We start from the raw sequence: 19639 nt of genomic DNA, 5'->3' as shown, positions 1-19639 counted from the left end.
GCGTTGTTTTTTCCGAATATAGGAGTAAGACTATGTTTCAACACTTCTTTTCGGACTATCTTGTGAAGCTTCAGGAAACCAATCATCAGTGGTGGCATGATTTCGAAGTGAACAAGGCAGTCGTGAACTCTCCTTTAAACAAGGCCATGCAAGAAGTGAACTTTGAGGATACTGCCAAACTGTTCGAACAAGCTGCGAATCAGCCTGCTGCGATTTTAAAGCTGCAAGCACAGTGGTGGGAACAGCAGCTGCAAATTTGGCAGAATGTTGCATTGGCAGGGAACCAAGCACAAATCGTCGAAGCTGAAAAAGGGGATAAGCGTTTCTCAAACGAAGCTTGGCAAAATGAAGCCATGTATAGCTTCATCAAACAATCCTACCTTTTATTTAGTAAGACCTATCTGGACACCATCGAGTCTTTGGAAGGCTTAGATGAAAAGACGAAAGAACGTATTATTTTTTTCTCTCGCCAAGCCATTAACGCCCTTTCTCCTTCCAACTTCATCGCCACTAACCCAGAGCTTTTGAAGCTGACACTTGAGCAAAACGGTCAAAACTTACTGGCAGGCTTAGAGCAGTTGAAAGAAGACGTTGAGTCGAGCGCAGACATTTTAAAAATTCGTATGACGAATAACAATGCATTCCGCGTGGGCGATGACGTTGCGACGACACAGGGCAATGTGGTTTTTCAAAACGAATTGTTTGAGTTGATTCAATATCGACCTCTAACAGAGAAAGTGAATGCGACGCCGCTGCTCATCGTCCCACCTTTCATCAATAAATACTACATCCTTGATTTAACAGCAAAGAACTCAATGGTTCGATGGTTGTTAGAGCAGGGGCATAGTGTATTTATGATGTCTTGGCGCAATCCAGGCAAGGCACAAGCGCACATAGAGTTTGGTGACTACGTGACAGAAGGCGTAGTGAAAGCCGTCGCTGCAATTGAAGATATAACAGGACAAGAGCAAATCAATGCTGCTGGTTATTGTATCGGTGGTACTGTTTTAGCAAGCACGGTTGCCTACTACGCTGCAAAACGTATGAAGAAGCGCATTAAGTCTGCCACTTTCTTCACCACGTTGCTCGACTTCTCTCAACCAGGTGAAGTCGGCGCGTATATCAATGACACCATTGTTAGTGCAATTGAAGCGCAAAATAACGCAAAAGGGTATATGGACGGCCGTTCCTTAAGCGTGACGTTTAGTTTACTGCGTGAAAACAGCTTGTACTGGAACTACTACGTCGACAATTACTTGAAGGGTAACAGTCCGGTTGATTTCGACTTGTTGTACTGGAATAGCGATAGCACCAACGTTAGCGCTGCATCTCACAATTTCTTGCTTCGCGAGCTCTATTTAGAGAACAAGCTGGTGCAAGATAAAGGCGTCAAAATTGGTGGAGTATGGATTGATCTAAATAAGATCAAAATTCCTAGCTATTTTGTGTCAACGAAAGAAGACCACATTGCGTTATGGCAGGGAACTTACCGTGGTGCGCTGAACACGGGTGGTAACAAAACGTTTGTCCTCGGTGAGTCTGGTCATATTGCGGGCATCGTGAACCCTCCAGCTAAAAATAAGTATGGTTATTGGTTGAACGATAATTTGGATGACTCTGCTGATGAGTGGTTGAATAACGCGGAACACAAAGAGGGATCGTGGTGGACACACTGGAACGAGTGGTTACTCCAATTCAACCCTAAAGAGCAAGTTGAGCCTTTCCCTATTGGCTCAGAAAACCATCCGGTTATTGATGAAGCGCCAGGACAATACGTCAAACAGGTTCTGCCAGTAAAAGAATCTTAAACAACTCCCTATAGCAGTAAATCTTAGCGGCCTTTATGGTCGCTTTTTTTATGTATGATTGCTTGTTTATTGTTGGCAAGTACCATTGAGCAATAAATAAAAAGCGCCGAGCATTTGCTCGGCGCTCAGTGTCAACAAATAGGCTAGTTGACGAGTAGAGATGCGTTACGTTACACCTCTTTATCCTTACCAAATGACAGCAGCCAGAGAGAGATTGCTGCTACCGCCACAAAGCCGGAAAGAATAATCACTGGCATAGCACTGTAGCCAAGGATATGCCAAATTACAGATTCTAATGTACTCATGGTAAGTCTCCTTAGTGCCAGCCTTCAACGCCGCTCATGTCTGGTAGTTTGTGCGCAATACCTTTGTGACAGTCTACACATGTTTTCTCGCCTGAAGCTAGAGCGGTGGAGTGTTGTTCTGCCGCACGTGATCCTTGCTGAGAGTAATCCATGAAATCAAACTCATGACAGTTACGACATTCAAGAGAGTCATTCTTTTTCATACGTGCCCACTCTCGTTCTGCGAGGTGTCCACGACGCTCTTGGAACTTCTCTGGCGTATCGATCGTCTTCGTTACGAAGTGTGCAAATAGCTCTTTAGATGCCTGTACTTTACGAACGATCTTATCCGTCCATTCATGAGGAACGTGACAGTCTGAACAAATCGCACGAACACCAGATCGGTTGGAGTAGTGAATTGTTTCTTGAATTTCAGCAACGATCGGCGCGTGACAGCCAGAACAGAATTCTTCTGTGTTGGTTGCTTCCATACCTGTGTTGAATGCGCCCCAAAATAGAAGGCCACCAGCGAAGCCTAGAAATAAAACCACACCAGCGGCAGCTTTACTCGGGCTCGACAGTCTCTTCCAAAACGCTTTAAGTATTTTCATAAGTAACCTCTTAGTACTCGCGTTTCAATTACTGAAGCGAATCGACTGCCTTAAACTCGTTTTCCACTAGTGGTTTTGCATCCGTTTGTGGAACGTGACATTGCAAACAGAAGTAACGACGAGGAGACATATCTGCCAGTACCGCATCTTCTCTGTTTACATAGTGCGTTACGCTAATTTTAGTCGCACCTGACTCTTTTGCATTTTTCCAGCTATGGCATGCAAGACACTTGTTAGCATTTAACGAAATTTCGTAGTGACGAATGCTGTGTGGGATCAACGGTGGTTGATAAACATAGCTGTCTTCAACAATTTGATCTTTAGGGAAGTCTTTGAACTCGTCTGCTGGACGCGTATCTTCCAATTGAGACATTCCACGTAAAGATTCTAGACCTCCAATACCACCTGGATTATCCAACTCAGCTTGCGCAATGCCTGTCACTAACGCACCTACAGATAAAACTGCGACAAGTAATTTTTTCATCATTTCATCTCCGCCTTTATGGCTTAAATTCTTTATTAGGCCGCCATAATGACGGCCGTAGCATTCAGTATCTGAAGGTTAAGCAATCTTAGTGATTTTGACTGGGCACTTCTTAAAGTCTGTCTGTTTAGACAGTGGATCAGTCGCATCTAGGATAAGCTTGTTAATCAAAATACGTGCATCAAAGAACGGTACGAATACCAAACCTTTTGGCGGACGGTTACGACCGCGAGTTTCAACACGAACGCGTACTTCACCGCGTTTGTTTGCCATGAGTACTTCTTCACCACGACGAACATTGCGTGCTTTTGCGTCTTCTGGGTGCATGTAACACACTGCGTCTGGTACTGCTTTGTATAATTCAGGTACACGACGAGTCATGGTGCCTGTGTGCCAATGCTCAAGAACACGACCAGTACATAACCACATATCAAATTCCTCGTTCGGTACTTCTGGTGGCGCTTCGTATGGCGCGGAAATGATCTTCGCTTTGCCATCAGCATTGCCGTAGAAGTCCCAACCAGAACCTTCTTTCGCGTATGGGTCTGAACCTTCTTTAAAGCGCCACTGTGTTTCTTTACCATCAACAACAGGCCAACGTAGACCACGTACTTGATGGTAGCGGTCGTATGGAGCCAAATCATGCCCGTGACCACGGCCAAATGTTGCGTATTCCTCAAACAGACCTTTTTGGACATAGAAACCGAAGTGGTGAGCATCGTCATTCAGTTCACGAGCTTCTTCGATAGGGAATTTGTCGACGTTACCATTGCGGTAAAGTACGTCGTACATTGTTTTACCACGGTATTGAGGCGCTTTCGCTAGAAGCTCTTCAGGCCACACTTCTTCCATTTTGAAGCGTTTCGAGAACTCCATTAGTTGCCAAAGGTCCGATTTTGCTTGACCGACTGTGCCCACTTGTTGGTACCAAGCTTGGGTACGACGCTCTGCGTTACCGTAAGCACCTTCTTTTTCAATCCACATTGCGGTAGGAAGAATAAGGTCTGCTGCTTGTGCTGTTGCTGTCGGGTATGGGTCAGACACAACGATGAAGTTTTCTGGGTTGCGGTAACCTGGAAGACGCTCTGTGTTGATGTTTGGACCGGCTTGCATGTTGTTGTTACATTGAACCCAGTAACAGTTCAAAACGCCGTCATTCAGCATACGGTCTTGCAATACGGCGTGGAAGCCAGGTTTTGGTGGAATCGTACCTTCTGGCAGTTTCCAGATGTCTTCTGCAATCTTACGGTGTTTAGGGTTAGCAACCACCATGTCCGCTGGTAGGCGGTGAGCAAACGTACCAACCTCACGAGCGGTACCACATGCTGATGGTTGGCCCGTTAGTGAGAATGGGCTGTTCCCCGGAGTCGAGATCTTACCGGTTAGTAGGTGGATGTTGTAAACCAAGTTATTCATCCATACACCACGAGTATGCTGGTTCATACCCATCGTCCATAGAGACATCACTTTCGTGTTTGGATCCGCGTATTGCTTCGCAAGCTCGATAAGCTTCTCTTTCTCAACACCAGAGATTTCAGATGCTTTCTCTACTGTGTATGGCGCTACTGATTTCTTGTACTCTTCGAATGAGATAGAAGTGAGTTTGCCAGAGTTCGGGTTCTTCGCTGCTTTTTGTAGCGGATCATCGTCACGTAGACCGTAGCCGATGTCAGTGTCTGCTTGAGTGAAGTTCGTGTGTTTGTTCACGAAGTCCCAGTTTACTGCATCGTTTTCGATGATGTAGTTTGCGATGAAGTTAGCAATTGCAAGGTCAGACTGAGGATTGAAAATGTAGCCGTGGTCTGCCAACTCAAATGAACGATGGTAGTAAGTAGAAAGCACGTTCACTTTAACGTGAGGGTGGCTTAGGCGGCGGTCAGTAATGCGAGTCCATAGAACCGGGTGCATCTCTGCCATGTTTGAGCCCCAAAGAACGAAAGCGTCTGCGTTCTCAAAGTCATCGTAACAACCCATTGGCTCATCGATACCGAATGCGCGCATGAAACCTACAACGGCAGAAGCCATACAGTGGCGAGCGTTTGGATCAATGTTGTTTGATCGGAAGCCTGCTTTCATTAACTTTGATGCAGCGTAGCCTTCCATTACTGTCCATTGGCCTGAGCCAAACATACCTACGCTTGTTGGGCCTTTTTTCTCGAGGGAAGCTTTCCATTTCTCAGCCATGATGTCGAAAGCGTCATCCCAAGAGATAGGTGTAAATTCACCATCTTTGTGGAATTTGCCATCTTTCATTCGTAGCATCGGTTGAGTTAGACGGTCTTGACCGTACATGATCTTAGAAAGGAAGTAACCTTTGATACAGTTCAGACCTTTGTTTACTGGTGCTTCTGGGTCACCCTGTGTTGCTACCACTTTGCCGTTTTGAGTGCCAACAAGAACAGAACAGCCTGTACCACAGAAACGACAAGGTGCTTTGTCCCATGTGATTTTGGTTTGATCAGAGCTTGCAATCAGGTTGGCTGCAGATGCTGGTAGTGTCACACCTGCGACAGCAGCAGCTGATGCAGCCGCGTTTGCTTTCACAAACGCACGTCTTGTCATTTTCATACTTCACCCTCGATTTGGGAATGTTGTGTTCCAGTGTCTTCTTCATCCGTTTCTTCAAGCCCAGTTTCGATTTGGTGATAAACCAATACCGTGCTTAAGACGTTCGGTAAATTGTTAATGGCATCGATAGTGTCTGTGATGAAACCTTGGTTCTCAGTTTCAAGTACGACGATAATCTTGCCTTCAGGACTGTCACCATAGATTTCCGCATTTTCGTGTGCTTCTATCTTTTGTTTGATTTCGTCCAAATGTTCCGGCAGCACATGTACTACCAAACTTGAAATATGCACTTCATTTAGTGACATATAGCTCTCTCATTTATTTTTATTGCCTTTGGCCGACGACATTCGGCTTAGGCTGTTATATTGCTCACATTGATGGATGAAGTCGGGCACACTGAAACACAGGCGCCGCAGCCGTTACACTCATCAAGGTCTAAATTGGGTTGTGCTACTTTCCCCAGTTCTAATTTGAACTGAATTGCCATCGGGTCGCACATATCCCCACAGCTTCGGCATTCGACATTTTGTTTTGCTAAGCAGTTATCGTTGATACTTGCTTTTGCTTGCCAAGGTTGTTCTGTTTCTGGCAAGAAAAGGGGCTCAGGACAGGCGTTTGCACATTGATAGCAAAATGTGCATTCATCGATGGAAAAATCGACCGAGGGGAATCCGCCATCACTTTTGGTTATAATCTTTGTTTCACAGGCCTCAATGCATTTACCGCAGCGAGTGCAATCGTCCGTAAACTGTTGCGGTTTAGTTAACCAAGGCAAACGTACGGCGTTGTCGGGGTGCGCTTTTCTTGCAAAGAGTCTTCTTCTGGAAAGGTCTACCACTTAGTCACCTCGAAACTTGGAACCCAAACTAAGCATAGTCCACAATTTTCATTAATAAACTGTCATTTAAACTAACGAAATTGTAGTTTTTGACATATTTGTATAAATACCTCTTAGGGGGTAAATGGTATGCAATATTGTTTTGGATCAATAAATTCCGTCGCAGGTGATCACATATTGATAAAGTTGAAAGGTAATGGGTTCATTGCACGTAAAAATAGGATTGTTAATGGGCGAGGAACTCAGATTGTTTAAAAATGTGAAAAAGTCGGTGACGCGCACGATTGCGTCCGCGATGCTTCTTATTTTGCTGCTCTCAGTCGCTACGACTGGTTTTGCGATTTTTACGTTAGCGTCCAGTTTGAACGATGCTGAAGCCGTCAATGTTGCTGGCTCGATGCGAATGCAAAGCTACCGTCTGGCGAATGATATTCAGGTTAAATCTGTTGACTATTCTTCACATATTGACGCATTTGAACATTCGATATATTCACCTTCAATGAAAGCGCTTCAGCATTGGTCTGTGCCAGAAGACATCACTCACGATTACTACCGTCTTATTATCAGATGGCATGAACTCAAGGCGGTGCTTAGAGGAGACAACCCGGCAGAATATCAACTCCTAGTGGCCGGTTTTGTTGAACAAATCGATGAGTTTGTATTTAAGCTACAAAGCTTTTCGGAGCAAAAACTGATTAACTTAGCCTGGATCGGCGGGTTAGGGTTGGGTGGCATTCTTTGTGTCAGTATGTTTGTCGTTCATTTTGTGCGCCTCGAAGTTGTTCGGCCTCTGCGTGCTTTAGTTTTTGCTAGCGAGCAAATTAAAAATCGCTCATTTAATATATCGCTCAATGTATCTAGCGATAATGAAATGGGAATACTGACTCGAACCTTTAATCGGATGGCGACAGACCTTGGTAAGTTGTACCGAGGATTAGAACAAGCGGTTGATGAGAAAACACGTAAATTGCAGCATGCCAACCAGTCTTTAGAGGTGCTGTATGACTCGTCAAAAGAACTCACGGCGTCGCGTATTAATCAAGACAATTTCCAGGCGATTTTGCAGCATATCGTCAGTCTTGAGGGCATTAAAGCGGTCAAACTTGAAATCGAGCAGCTGGGAGAACCGAGCTGGATATTGATGGAAGGAGAAGAATGCTGCCAAGATTGTGATGAAGATTGCCACGGTAAAGCCCTGATGCTAGATGGTGAGCACTTGGGCTATTTATATTGGAAAGCAGGGTTACCTTGTCCGAACGAGGCTCTTATTGACAACTTCGTGCAGATTTTATCACGCGCCGTGTATTACAATCGGGCGCAGCGCCAAGCAGAACAAATTCTGCTGATGGAAGAGCGAGCCACTATTGCTCGGGAGTTGCATGATTCATTGGCTCAAGCACTCTCTTACTTAAAAATTCAGGTCGCTTTGTTGAAGAGAAGCGTAAAGAACTTGCCTGACGAAAAGGCGATCGCGCAGGCTAATCAAGTCATTGCTGAGCTAGATACGGGCTTATCTGCCGCTTATACGCAGTTACGCGAGTTACTGACGACGTTTCGTCTTACGATTAAAGAGGGCAGTTTTGGCCAAGCATTGCAAGACATGGTTGAAACGCTCAGTGAACAAACTGCTGCGGACATTACGCTAAAAAATAGACTTTCATCAACTGAACTGGATGCACATCAGCAGGTTCATTTACTACAGTTGATAAGAGAAGCGGCAATTAATGCTATCAAACATGCGCAAGCAGATAATATTCACATTCAATGTCTCGATAATGATGGAAAAGTCACAGTAACCGTTAGCGACGATGGAATAGGCTTTGAACATCAAGACGAAAAATTAAATCATTACGGTATGAGTATCATGCAAGAGCGGGCCGCTAGACTGCATGCCGATCTTCACATCGAAGCATCGATAAACAAAGGTTGTACCGTAAAATTAGAATTCCAACATAGTAAGGAAGTAAACAGTGACAGTGTGTAAAGTAATGCTGGTGGATGATCATCCACTCATGCGAAGAGGTATCCACCAGCTTTTAAGCTTTGAGCCTGAGTTTGAGGTCATTGCAGAAGCAAGTAATGGCGCGGATGCAGTAGCGAAAGCGCATGAGCTGGAACTGGATCTTGTACTTCTTGATCTTAATATGAAAGGCATGTCTGGCCTTGATACTTTGCAAGCACTGCGTGCAGATGGCTGTGAAGCCAGAATTGTCATTCTAACCGTTTCGGATAGCCCAGCAGATATAGAAGCAATAGTTCGAAGTGGTGCCGATGGCTATTTATTGAAAGACACTGAGCCTGATGAGTTGGTTGAGTTGCTAAAACAAGCGCATCAAGGGGACAAGGCATACAGCCAAGAAGTTTCTAAGTATTTGAGTGAACGTTCAGAGCAAGAGGACGTGTTTGATACACTGACCGATCGTGAATCGCAGATCTTAAGAGAGGTGGCAAGAGGTTTCCGCAACAAGCAAATTGCCGATCGTCTTTTTATCTCTGAGTCTACGGTTAAAGTACATATGAAGAGTTTACTTAAAAAGCTTCAAGTTCCTTCTCGTACTGCAGCAACCGTCCTTTATCTTGAGCGCTTTGGCGACATCAAATAACATTGTTGGATTTGAATCTGTAATAATAAATAAAATCAAACAGTTATATTGATTCTGACGAATAAAAAAACCGCCTGTTAGGCGGTTTTTTTACTTGTCTGGGCGAATAGAGTACAAGTCACTGTTGTGCTTACCACACTCCAAATAGTACTGATAAGCCACTTTTTTGCTTTCAGCAATGACTCTCATGCAGTGCATTTTCCCCTGTTCAAAATATCGAATCTCATATTCTACACTGGTATCAAGTTGCTCAGCGGCTGCCATACTTCGCCTCCATAAACCATCCAAAAAACATCAATGCAAATTATATGCCGTTATAGGGAGCGTCGTTCGGTACGTTTTTTAGCCGATAATTGCGCTCTAACTCACTTTTTTGCGGATAGCTGTGATCAAAAAGTTAATTTCAAACTCTATATATTATTAAGGTGGCAATCAATATTTGTCACACTGGTGTAAGTTTGCCGCAATACTAAGTGATACAGGTTGAGTATAGAACTTAATCAACAGAAAAGGGAATACGAATAAGTGACTAAATTAAAGGATGTATCTAATAAGGCGCTTCGTTATGGCCTTCTATTTTGCTTCGTATTTCTGCTTGCCGGTTGTGCGAAAAAGTTTTTATACAGCAATATCGATTGGTTCGTGCTCGATTACTTAGAGGACTATGTCTCGTTGCAAGGGGAACAAGAAGTCCTAGTGGAAGAGCGTTTATTATTGTTGGCAGACTGGCACAAGAAAGAGGAGTTACCATTATATATCGAACATTTAAAAGACCTTGAGAGATTAAAAGCGAGCGATATCACCTTAAATTACTTACAAAAAAATCGAGATAGAATGCGATCGCATTACGATAGAGTGGTCAGCAAAGCAGCACCAGATCTTTTTGCGTTAAGTTTGCAATTAACGAAAGAGCAAGAACGCGAGTTTTTGAGTAATGTACAAGAACATTATCAAGAGCGAAACGCAAAATATGCCGATAAGACAGAAGACGAAGTGCGTGAAATTATTCTGGATAACACTGAAGAGTGGATGGAAGAATGGCTGGGGAATCTATCAGGAAATCAGCGTCAGTTAGCTCAAACATTTTCTCAGCAAGTTATTTTAAACAGCCCTTTATGGAGAGATTATCGAGCCACGGTATATCAAGAGCTCGAATACTTGTTCGACAACAAATCTAATGTTGTGACTTATCAAGATATATTTATGCGACTCTTGTTCGAGCCAGAGAGTTATTATAGTGAGCAGCTTTCTCAGAATATTGACTCTAACTTTGCATTGGTTGATCAACTGACATTAGATGTTTCTCGTTCGATGACCGATAAGCAATGGCGTCATTTTCGTGAACAGGTTAAAGAGTGGCGAGTACTGGCTGAGGAACTTTTAGATTAAATTCGTGCTTCAATTAGCGAGGGGAAAGTGCAGAAGCCTTTCTTATCAAAAAATGATTCAAAGCAAATTCTTATTGAACTAAGAGCGTAACATAGCGTGAGGTTTGATGAGGCAACGTCAGCTTATCAATGCATGATAAAGCCTCATCGTACAAAACAATGAGAATAAATATGAAACATTTAGTTGAAAGATTTCTTCGATACGTCACGTTTGATACCCAATCCAATCCATATGTGACGCTTTGCCCAAGTTCACCTGGTCAGCTTGTGTTTGCTGAGTTACTTAAAAAAGAGATGATCGAGCTTGGTTTAAGTGACGTGACTTTGGATAAAAATGGCTACTTGATGGCTAAACTGCCAGCCAATGTTGATTATGAGGTTCCTCCTATCGGCTTCATTGCCCATATGGATACCGCGCCGGATGCATCTGGCAAAAACGTAAAGCCGCAATTCATCGAAGATTACCAGGGTGGCGATATTGCATTAGGGTTGGGGGATGAAGTGTTATCTCCCGTGCAATACCCAGATTTACATCACCTACATGGCCACAATCTTATTACTACCGATGGCACTACATTACTTGGCGCGGATAACAAAGCCGGTATCGCAGAGATTCTTTCCGCGGTAGCTCTGCTACTGGAAAACCCAGACATTCCACACGGCGACATTTGTATCGGCTTTACTCCGGATGAAGAAATCGGTCGTGGTGCAGATTTGTTTGATGTTAAAAAATTTGGCGCGAAATGGGCATACACTGTAGATGGTGGCCCGCAAGGTGAGTTGGAATACGAAAACTTTAATGCAGCAAACGCTGATGTAATTTTTCATGGTGTTAGCGTTCATCCAGGTACCGCAAAAGGCAAAATGGTCAATGCGATGAACTTAGCTGCGAAATTTCAAGTTCAAATGCCCCAAGATCAAACTCCGGAAACAACCGAAGGTTACGAAGGGTTCTTCCATCTAAAATCGGCAGAAATGGGCGTTGCACGAAGCGAGCTCGGTTACATTATTAGAGACTTTGACCGTCAAAGGCTTGAGGAGCGAAAAGCCTTTATGCAGAAACTCGTCGATGAAATGAACACGGGTTTACGCCATGGTTCTGTAGAACTGAAAATAACAGACAGCTATTACAATATGAGAGAAATGGTTGAGCCTTACCCTCATATCATTGAGCTGGCGAAGCAAGCGATGGAAGCGTGTGATGTGGAACCGATTATAAAACCTATTCGCGGTGGTACAGATGGCGCTCGTTTATCTTTTATGGGTTTGCCGTGCCCGAATATCTTCACCGGTGGTTTTAACTTCCACGGAATTCATGAGTTTATTTCTGTTGAAATGATGGAAAAATCAGTACTCGTTATCGTCAAAATTGCTGAGCTCACAGCGAAAAAACACAGTTAAAAGACTACGTCGAGACCTCTTGCAGATTTAATAACAAAATAGCCCAGATCTCTCTGGGCTATTTAAATATTAAGATGGAATACTAGCGCACGTCTTTGTCTTCAATTTCAATGTCTTCTAGTGGTAACCAGTCGACTTTCACACCCGCTTGATCGAACATATCTTGACTGACTTGGATTTTATCTCCCCAGCGAGATAAAAAGTCTTCAGACTGCTCAGGGCAGTGTACGTGTGAGATCCCTGTTTGAATGATCTTTGCCGCGCAGTTAGGGCAAGGAAAATGCGTTACCCAAATATCACATCCGTCTAAGTCACGTTTTGAGAACAAAATTGCGTTCTCTTCCGCGTGCAGTGTTTTAAGGTATTTCAACTCGCGCTCATCGGTGTCGACACTGTCAGAAACACCATGCGGATAGCCATTAAATCCAACAGATACAATGCGATTCTGTTTAGTAATAACGGCACCGACTTGTGTTGATGGGTCCTTACTCCAAGACGCCACTAGTTCTGCCATCTGGTAAAAGCGTTTCGCCCATTTAGAAATCATAGTCATCCTCTCTGTCGAAGGCGTTGAATTAATTGAATGATAACCCATTTATATTAAAAAAATAGTCAAAATCGGGGTCTTGAGTATGAAGGCGTCACTTTTTACCTTTTTAGCCACAAAACGTTCTTATCTTGAGCACTGAATCTCACTTTACGCCCGAATACAATACTCCCGTTAGTGTTTCCAAGCACACGCTAAAATTCGCGATCTCCTAAGGCGTATATTAAATAGTTATGATTGAGTTGTATGTATATTGCTCATTGAATACCACTGTTAACTAAATTACTTTATTTTCCTTTTGTTTCTCATGTTTACATTTAGAAACACCTTGGGCGCTTTTCAGTGAAGTTTTCAGTGGCAGCAAGGAGTAAGGTTGATAGGAATTCAACAATATCCTGTTCTATAAAGACGGTAAATACATGCAAAAGAAACCACTTGTCGCACTAATGGCGGCTACAGCAATCCTCGCTGGATGCGGGGAAGCTAATAATGCCCAAACGAAAGGTCAAGCGCCTCTCGTAGTGACTCAGGATGTCACGGTTATCGACTACCAACCGAGCAAGTCTTATATCGGTCGCATTGAAGCAGTAGAAGATACCAATATTACCGCGCAGATTTCTGGCTACTTAAAAGCTCGTCACTTTGAAGAGGGGCAAATGGTAGAAAAAGGGCAGCTCCTTTACTCTATCGAGCCATCTTCTTTTGAAGCCCAAGTCGCGAGTGCTAAAGCCGCACTTGCACAAGCTAAAGCGGCGCTAAAAAAAGCCGAATTAGATCATACTCGAGGTAAAAACTTGTTGCCTCGCGGTAGTATCTCTCAATCTGAGTTTGATGCTTTAACTGCGGCACTTCTTGGTGCGAGAGCAGAGCTAGAAGCGGCAAATGCTCAACTTAAACTTGCTGAAGTTAACCTTTCCTATACTCAAATCCGAGCACCTTTTAGCGGACGTATTAGTGATACCAAAGTTAGTACGGGTGATCTGGTTTCTCCATCATCTGGCGTGCTGACAACTCTGGTGAGTTTAGATCCAGTTCATACCTCATTTAGTGTGAGTGAGCGTGAGCGTTTAGCTATGGGTATGGATCAAGTAAAAGGTGATGGCTCGGCTGAATCAAACCGCGTTGAAGTTCAGCTTGAACTGGAAAATGGACAGTTTTTTGAGCATCTCGGTAAGCTTGATTTCTTAGGTAATCGTATTGACACCAAAACGGGTACGATTGCTATGCGTGCGCTCGTTCCAAACCCAGATCAGAAGCTACTTCCTGGTCAGCACATCAAAGTGAACTTGAGAGACAAGAACACGAAAGACGTTATTGTTATCCCACGACGTGCCGTACAGACTGACTTAGAAGGTGACTTTGTGATGGTGATGGCTGAGGGAAGTGTGGCAGAGCGTCGTAACGTCGAGCTTGGACCTCAGGTTGAACAAGGCATTATCATTCGAGAAGGGCTCGATCAGGAAGATACGGTTATTACACAAGGCCTACAGCGTGTGCGTAATGGTGTAGAAGTGCGCCTTCAAACACCTGCTGAAGATAAGCAGTAGGGGGCACTATGTTAAGTCGTTTCTTTATTCAGAGACCTAAATTCGCGCTGGTTATTTCGATCATATTAACGCTAGCCGGCGCGATCTCACTGGCGATTTTACCAGTGGCTGAGTATCCACAGATAAGCCCGCCATCAGTAAGCGTTTCGGCTTACTACACCGGCGCGAGTGCGGAAGTTGTCGAGCAGGCCATTGCGGACCCCATAGAGACCTCAGTCAACGGCGTTGAGGATATGATATACATGTCTTCAAAGAGCGCGAACGATGGCTCTTACAGCCTAAACGTCACGTTCGATGTCGGCACCGACCCAGATATGGCGCAAGTTAACGTGCAAAACCGCGTGTCACAGATTGAGTCAAAATTGCCTCAAGAAGTTCGCATGGTTGGTGTGACGGTGAAAAAGCGTTCACCTGACTTGCTGATGGTACTTAACTTCTATTCACCTGATGGCAAATACGATGATCAGTTCTTGATTAACTACATTAACTTGAATGTAAAAGATCAGTTGGCTCGTGCGAAAGGTATCAGTGAAGTTAACGTGATTGGTGGTGGCGAATATGCAATGCGTGTTTGGTTAGATCCTGAAAAAATGGCCAACCTTAAGCTAACCACGTCAGACGTATACGCCGCTTTGGCTGAACAGAACGTTCAAGTTGCGGCAGGGCGTGTAGGTGCAGCACCATACAACAATCCGCAAGAAGTTCAGTTTAACCTTGTGACCAAAGGTCGCTTGGAAAGCGTGAGTGAGTTTGAGAACGTAGTCCTTCGAGCTAATCCCAATGGCTCTACGGTTTATCTGAAAGATGTTGCTCGCGTTGAACTAGGCAAAAAGTTCTACGATGGTAACGGTAAGTTCCGTGGCCAGGACGCGTCAATCGTTGCGTTGTCTCTTCAATCGGATGCGAATGCGTTAGAAAGTGGTCAGGCCGTCATGGAGCTCCTTGAGGGCTTGAGCAAAAACTTCCCAGAGGGAATGGAATACGAGACCAGCTACGATACAACCGTGTTCGTATCTGAATCGATCAAAGGGGTAGTAAAAACACTGATTGAAGCGATTCTATTGGTGATTGCTGTAACTTACTTGTTCTTGGGTAGTGCGCGTGCAACGTTGATTCCTGTTGTCGCGATCCCCGTTTCTCTGATTGGTACGTTTGCCATCATGCAGGCAACGGGCTTCACCATTAATACGGTTACTTTGTTTGGCTTGATCCTTGCGATTGGTATCGTTGTGGACGATGCGATTCTGGTTATCGAAAACGTCGATACTACCATGGCGAAAGACCCAACCATTTCACCGCGTAAAGCGACGTTGCTAGCGATGAAAGAAGTAACGGGCCCAATCATCACGTCGACCTTGGTCCTACTTGCGGTATTCATACCCGTCGCCATGCTGCCAGGTATCACCGGTATCATGTATCGCCAGTTCGCTTTGACCATCTGTATTTCGGTTGTGATTTCATCCATCAATGCATTGACGCTGTCTCCAGCTCTTTGCTCCTTGGTATTGAAGCAGGGTGGGGGCAATACCGCTAACTGGTTCCAGGCTTTCAACCGAGGTTTAGAGCGCATAACTACGCGTTATGGCCAGATCGCTGGTTTCTTGGTGAAGAAGTCTTTACTGCTCGCGACGTTCTTTATAGTTGCTATTGCAGCGGTCACTTTCTTTGCGAAAACCACCTCTACAGCGTTTGTTCCTCAAGAAGATAAAGGCATTTTGCTGGTTAACGTACAGCTACCAGATTCAGCCTCTTTATCACGTACTGAAGAAGTCACCAATGATTTAATGAAAATGATCGGTGAAGAACCTGGTGTGGATGGTGTGACGGTTGCGAACGGTTACTCGTTTATGACAGGCGCAGCAGCATCAAACGGTGCTTCTGTATTTATCAAATTGCATGATTGGGATACTCGTAACTCGCTGCAAGGAGAGCACTCTGCTAATGCTATCGCGGCACGTATTAACGGTCGAGCGTCGACAGAGTTACCTCAAGCGGTTGTTTTTGCGATGGGACCACCAGCGGTTCCTGGTATGGGCGCTGCGTCTGGTTTTGAGTTTGTGCTTGAAGACACGCTAGGGCGAAGTCGTACCGACTTGTCGATGGTTATGGGAGAAATGATCCAAGCGGCTAACCAAGCGCCTGAAATTGCCTACACGTTTAGCACGTTCCGCGCGAATGTTCCGCACTACTACGTTGATATCGATCGTGAGAAAGCGCAGCAATTAGGTATTTCGCTGTCGTCTATTTTCCAAACCTTGCAAGGCAACTTAGGTTCGCTTTATGTGAATGACTTCACCATGTTTGGTAAGAACTTCCGCGTAACCATGCAAGCTGATAGTCAGCATCGTAGCAGCATGGAAGATCTAGAGCGTTTCCATGTTCGTTCTTCGAACGGTGATATGGTTCCGTTAAGTACGCTAGTGAGCTACGAGCAAGTGTTTGAGCCTGATGTGGCGTGGCGTTACAACATGTACCGCAGTGCTATCATTCAAGGCCAACCAGCTCCGGGTTACTCTAGTGGTGATGCGATTGCCGCAATGGAACGCGTTGCTGCGGAAGTTCTTCCGCAAGGGTACACGTATGAATGGACAGGTATGGCTTATCAGGAAGTGCTTGCGGGTAACCAAGCCATTTATGCGTTTGCGCTGGCTTTGATCTTCATTTACTTGTTTATGGTCGCTCAGTATGAGAGTTGGAGTATTCCACTGGCTATTATTTTGGTGGTCCCAGTAGCAACGTTAGGTTCCTTCCTTGCGTTGAATCTAACTGGCACGCCGCTTAACTTGTATGCCCAAATTGGTCTTGTCTTGCTCATAGCCTTGGCGGCGAAAAACGCAATTTTGATTGTGGAGTTCGCCAAGCAAGAGCGTGAAGAAAAAGATGCTGATATCGATAGTGCAGCGGTTAAAGGAGGCACGTTACGTTTCCGCGCTGTGAATATGACCTCTTGGTCATTTATCCTGGGTATCTTCCCGCTTATCTTTGCCGCTGGCGCGGGGCACGTGAGTCAAAACTCACTCGGCGTGTCGCTGATTGGTGGTCTATTGTGTGTGCTTCTAGCAGGTACATTCTTGATCCCAGGCTTCTACGCTCTGGTGCAAAGACAGCGTGAGAAAGTTCATGGCGGCAACACCAAGCTGGTTCCTCTTGATGATGAGTAATCACATCCGAAGTGCGCAGTAAGCACGAAGTGACAATTGAAAAAAAGCCCGAAGCAATGGTTGCCTCGGGCTTTCTATTTTGAAAAAGGGTTATTTTAGCGCAGTTTTGAATTGTGCAACGGCTTCATCCATATCATGAGCTTGAGCAGAGACAGAGTTCACTTCATGCAAGCATTCCTGAGCAGATTGCATGTTATTCTCAGATATTGCGTTTAGCTCGGTGATTGAACCGCTAACTTGGTTCATAACGATACCTTGTTCTTCAATTGCTGAAGCTATGCGCTCCGAATTACCTTGAATTGAATGCATGTCAGTGATGATCTGCTGCAGGCTAGAATCCAGTTTTTCAGAAGCATTAAGTGTTTGTTGCCCTTGATCGTTACATTGATCAATATCAGCAACAACTGTCGACATTTGAGTTTGAATATCTGCAACGACCCGCGTGATTTCCTCTGTGGATTGATGAGTTCGGCTAGCTAGGGCGCGTACTTCATCGGCAACAACTGCAAACCCGCGGCCTTGTTCGCCTGCTCGCGCGGCTTCAATTGCTGCGTTGAGAGCTAGTAGGTTGGTTTGCTCTGCTATTTCTTGGATGATGTTCACGGCACCACCAATTTTATCTACATGCTGATTCAGCGAGCCAATCGACTGCTGGCTGTTTGATAAAATCGTGGTTAGTTGACCGATGTTGGTTACCGTCGCCTCAACAACTCCTCGACCTTGTTCGGCATTATTCGCTGCCTGATGTACGCCTTCTACCGCAACTGATGTGCTTTCAGAGATTTCACCTATTGTGGCAACCATTTGCTGAACTGCCGTCGCCATTGATGCAGTGTGGTCAGTTTGAGTGTGGAATTGCTCCATAACGCCTTCTAACTCACGATGCATATTATCGGTACTTGCAGTGAGTTGCGCCGATTTTTCTTGGGTACTACTAATTAGATGCTCAAGCTTATCCAATAGGTCATTGAGGTGATGACTGATATCAAATAGCTCGTCTTGACCTTTCAAATCAGATCGAAGTCCCATGTTGTTCGTTTCGCTGATACTTCGAATGGTGCCAAGTAAGCTATTCACTCGCGTATTGATTGAACGTGAAATTTGCCAAATCAATGCGAAAATAACGACTAAGATCAGAGCTGTAATGACCTGCTTGATGGTCGACATTTGTTCATCACGTTGTGCGGCAGCAGAGCTAAGGGCTGTGGAAAAGGTTTCAAATTGCTCTTCTACGGCATGGGATAATGCGCGAGTTTCACCGAGTAGGCCTTTGTCATAAGCAACCCCAACAACTTGCTTTTGGGCCGCCAATTGCTTACCTGTTTTGATAAGCTCCGGAGCATATTGCCCCTCAAGCAAGTCACTATTGAATAGTCCTGCTTTTACCGCAGAGTCAAAACGGACTAATGCCAATAACTGCTGGTGGTCTGAACGTTGTTTTGCTTCTAATAGTGCTTGTTCGTAACCAGCGAGAAGCCCACTCTTTGAATCAAGCCCGTATCGTTGGTAAGCGCTGACCAGGTTCTGAAAGCCCCTTTGGTATGCGAGCAAGTCTTGCTTAAATTGTTGACTGGAAGGTAATTCATTACTCTTGAGTATGTTCGCAAGCTCTTTTTCTGTGTCTATAAACTTGTCAACATTGGCGTCAAACTTATTCAGATATTTGTCATTACTACGTAGTAGGAAATCTTTTTCATTTCTGCGTAAGTTGAGTAAGCGTATTTCTAGATCACCAACGAGTTTGATGGCGTGATTAAGATCATTGCTCTTATTTTCAAAATGGGATGACGTACCCAAAAGGGCCACGATGCCTAAAATGGCGATAACTCCGAGGAAGTAGAGTTTTTGCCTAATAGTCATATTGTTGTTTCCTGAATAAGTAACTAAAAAGAGAAATCCAATGAGATTTCCAAGGGCTAGCAAACGTTGTTCAACTAACATGTCGAGAAAACGACATGCACTAATACAGCACTTTTTTACGTTGCTGTTTTTTCGCTCCGTGCTTGTTTTTTGTATCAAGTCGTCGGCGTTGAGAAGCGCGGGTTGGTTTCGTTTTAATACGCTTCTTCTCCTGTAAAGCGGCAGCTTTTATCAATGCTTGAAGCCGATTTAGGGCGTCTTCCTTATTTTGTTCTTGTGTCCGAAATTGTTGCGCTTTGATGATGATCACGCCATCTTTACTTATACGACTATCAGAAAGTGCAAGTAATCGCTCTTTGTAAAAGTCAGGTAAGCTTGAATGCCGGATATCAAAGCGCAGGTGTATAGCGGACGCTACCTTGTTAACGTTCTGGCCACCATTTCCTTGAGCTCTAATTGGGGATAATTGAATTTCCCACTCTTGAATTGTGACGGAGTTCGAAATTTTGAGCATGATAAGTAAATGCCGGTAAGGACGA

The 19639-nt window shown here is 44.5% G+C and carries 17 protein-coding genes; 7 read left to right on the top strand and 10 right to left on the bottom strand.

Annotated elements, in window-relative coordinates; translation table 11 throughout:
- Positions 1-32 precede the first annotated feature (32 nt).
- Positions 33-1808 (top strand): class I poly(R)-hydroxyalkanoic acid synthase, encoded by a 1776-nt coding sequence (phaC, locus tag R7R78_RS18440; RefSeq protein WP_017819891.1) that lies wholly within the window; start codon positions 33-35, stop codon positions 1806-1808.
- Positions 1809-1978: 170 nt separating this feature from the next.
- On the opposite strand, the gene R7R78_RS18435 is transcribed toward phaC, so the two are convergent.
- From R7R78_RS18435 to napF, 6 genes are all read right to left on the bottom strand, one after another.
- A complete protein-coding gene (locus R7R78_RS18435) occupies positions 1979-2113 on the bottom strand; it encodes a TIGR02808 family protein (protein WP_005373546.1) in 135 nt (44 codons plus the stop codon).
- 11 nt (positions 2114-2124) lie between these two features.
- Positions 2125-2703 (bottom strand): NapC/NirT family cytochrome c, encoded by a 579-nt coding sequence (locus R7R78_RS18430; RefSeq protein ID WP_005373542.1) that lies wholly within the window; start codon positions 2701-2703, stop codon positions 2125-2127.
- Positions 2704-2731: 28 nt separating this feature from the next.
- Positions 2732-3187 carry a nitrate reductase cytochrome c-type subunit gene (locus R7R78_RS18425; protein ID WP_005389061.1) on the bottom strand — a complete coding sequence of 152 codons (456 nt, stop codon included), beginning with the start codon at positions 3185-3187 and terminating at the stop codon, positions 2732-2734.
- 78 nt (positions 3188-3265) lie between these two features.
- On the bottom strand, positions 3266-5755 hold the full coding sequence (gene napA / locus R7R78_RS18420) for a periplasmic nitrate reductase subunit alpha (RefSeq protein ID WP_225474097.1): 2490 nt from the start codon (positions 5753-5755) through the stop codon (positions 3266-3268).
- The gene (locus R7R78_RS18415; protein WP_005373535.1) at positions 5752-6060 is read right to left on the bottom strand and encodes a chaperone NapD; all 309 of its coding nucleotides are present in this window, start codon (positions 6058-6060) and stop codon (positions 5752-5754) included. Before R7R78_RS18415 ends, napA begins: the two co-directional genes overlap by 4 nt.
- 47 nt (positions 6061-6107) lie before the next feature.
- The gene (gene napF, locus R7R78_RS18410; protein WP_080276949.1) at positions 6108-6593 is read right to left on the bottom strand and encodes a ferredoxin-type protein NapF; all 486 of its coding nucleotides are present in this window, start codon (positions 6591-6593) and stop codon (positions 6108-6110) included.
- A gap of 247 nt (positions 6594-6840) precedes the next feature.
- Here napF and narQ point away from each other — a divergent pair, with 247 nt between their 5' ends.
- Both narQ and R7R78_RS18400 read left to right on the top strand, forming a co-directional pair.
- Complete coding sequence (gene narQ / locus R7R78_RS18405; protein ID WP_025767926.1) at positions 6841-8577, top strand: nitrate/nitrite two-component system sensor histidine kinase NarQ; 1737 nt, start codon at positions 6841-6843, stop codon at positions 8575-8577.
- Positions 8578-8581: 4 nt separating this feature from the next.
- A complete protein-coding gene (locus tag R7R78_RS18400) occupies positions 8582-9196 on the top strand; it encodes a response regulator (RefSeq protein ID WP_031777156.1) in 615 nt (204 codons plus the stop codon).
- A 90-nt stretch (positions 9197-9286) separates the two neighbouring features.
- On the opposite strand, the gene R7R78_RS18395 is transcribed toward R7R78_RS18400, so the two are convergent.
- Complete coding sequence (locus R7R78_RS18395) at positions 9287-9460, bottom strand: hypothetical protein (protein ID WP_005373524.1); 174 nt, start codon at positions 9458-9460, stop codon at positions 9287-9289.
- 261 nt (positions 9461-9721) lie between these two features.
- On the opposite strand from R7R78_RS18395, the gene R7R78_RS18390 reads away from it, so the two are divergent.
- Positions 9722-10585 carry a DUF6279 family lipoprotein gene (locus R7R78_RS18390; RefSeq protein ID WP_213907780.1) on the top strand — a complete coding sequence of 288 codons (864 nt, stop codon included), beginning with the start codon at positions 9722-9724 and terminating at the stop codon, positions 10583-10585.
- A gap of 170 nt (positions 10586-10755) precedes the next feature.
- Positions 10756-11985, top strand: coding sequence for a peptidase T (gene pepT, locus R7R78_RS18385; protein WP_213893513.1), 1230 nt, complete (start codon positions 10756-10758; stop codon positions 11983-11985).
- An 82-nt stretch (positions 11986-12067) separates the two neighbouring features.
- Here pepT and R7R78_RS18380 read toward each other — a convergent pair whose 3' ends face one another.
- Positions 12068-12532, bottom strand: a complete 465-nt coding sequence (locus R7R78_RS18380) for a dCMP deaminase family protein (protein ID WP_005373515.1) — start codon at positions 12530-12532, stop codon at positions 12068-12070.
- A gap of 419 nt (positions 12533-12951) precedes the next feature.
- On the opposite strand from R7R78_RS18380, the gene vmeY reads away from it, so the two are divergent.
- Both vmeY and vmeZ read left to right on the top strand, forming a co-directional pair.
- Positions 12952-14079 (top strand): multidrug efflux RND transporter periplasmic adaptor subunit VmeY, encoded by a 1128-nt coding sequence (vmeY, locus tag R7R78_RS18375; protein WP_225474096.1) that lies wholly within the window; start codon positions 12952-12954, stop codon positions 14077-14079.
- 8 nt (positions 14080-14087) lie between these two features.
- Entirely contained in the window at positions 14088-17240 is a 3153-nt protein-coding gene (gene vmeZ / locus R7R78_RS18370) for a multidrug efflux RND transporter permease subunit VmeZ (RefSeq protein WP_225474095.1), read from the top strand.
- 90 nt (positions 17241-17330) lie between these two features.
- On the opposite strand, the gene R7R78_RS18365 is transcribed toward vmeZ, so the two are convergent.
- Positions 17331-19100 (bottom strand): methyl-accepting chemotaxis protein, encoded by a 1770-nt coding sequence (locus tag R7R78_RS18365; RefSeq protein ID WP_025767924.1) that lies wholly within the window; start codon positions 19098-19100, stop codon positions 17331-17333.
- 100 nt (positions 19101-19200) lie between these two features.
- Positions 19201-19614, bottom strand: a complete 414-nt coding sequence (gene arfB, locus R7R78_RS18360; RefSeq protein ID WP_017635196.1) for an alternative ribosome rescue aminoacyl-tRNA hydrolase ArfB — start codon at positions 19612-19614, stop codon at positions 19201-19203.
- Positions 19615-19639: the final 25 nt, after the last annotated feature.

Source organism: Vibrio sp. 2134-1 (assembly GCF_033339495.1).
This window is presented reverse-complemented; position numbering and strand designations above follow the sequence as displayed.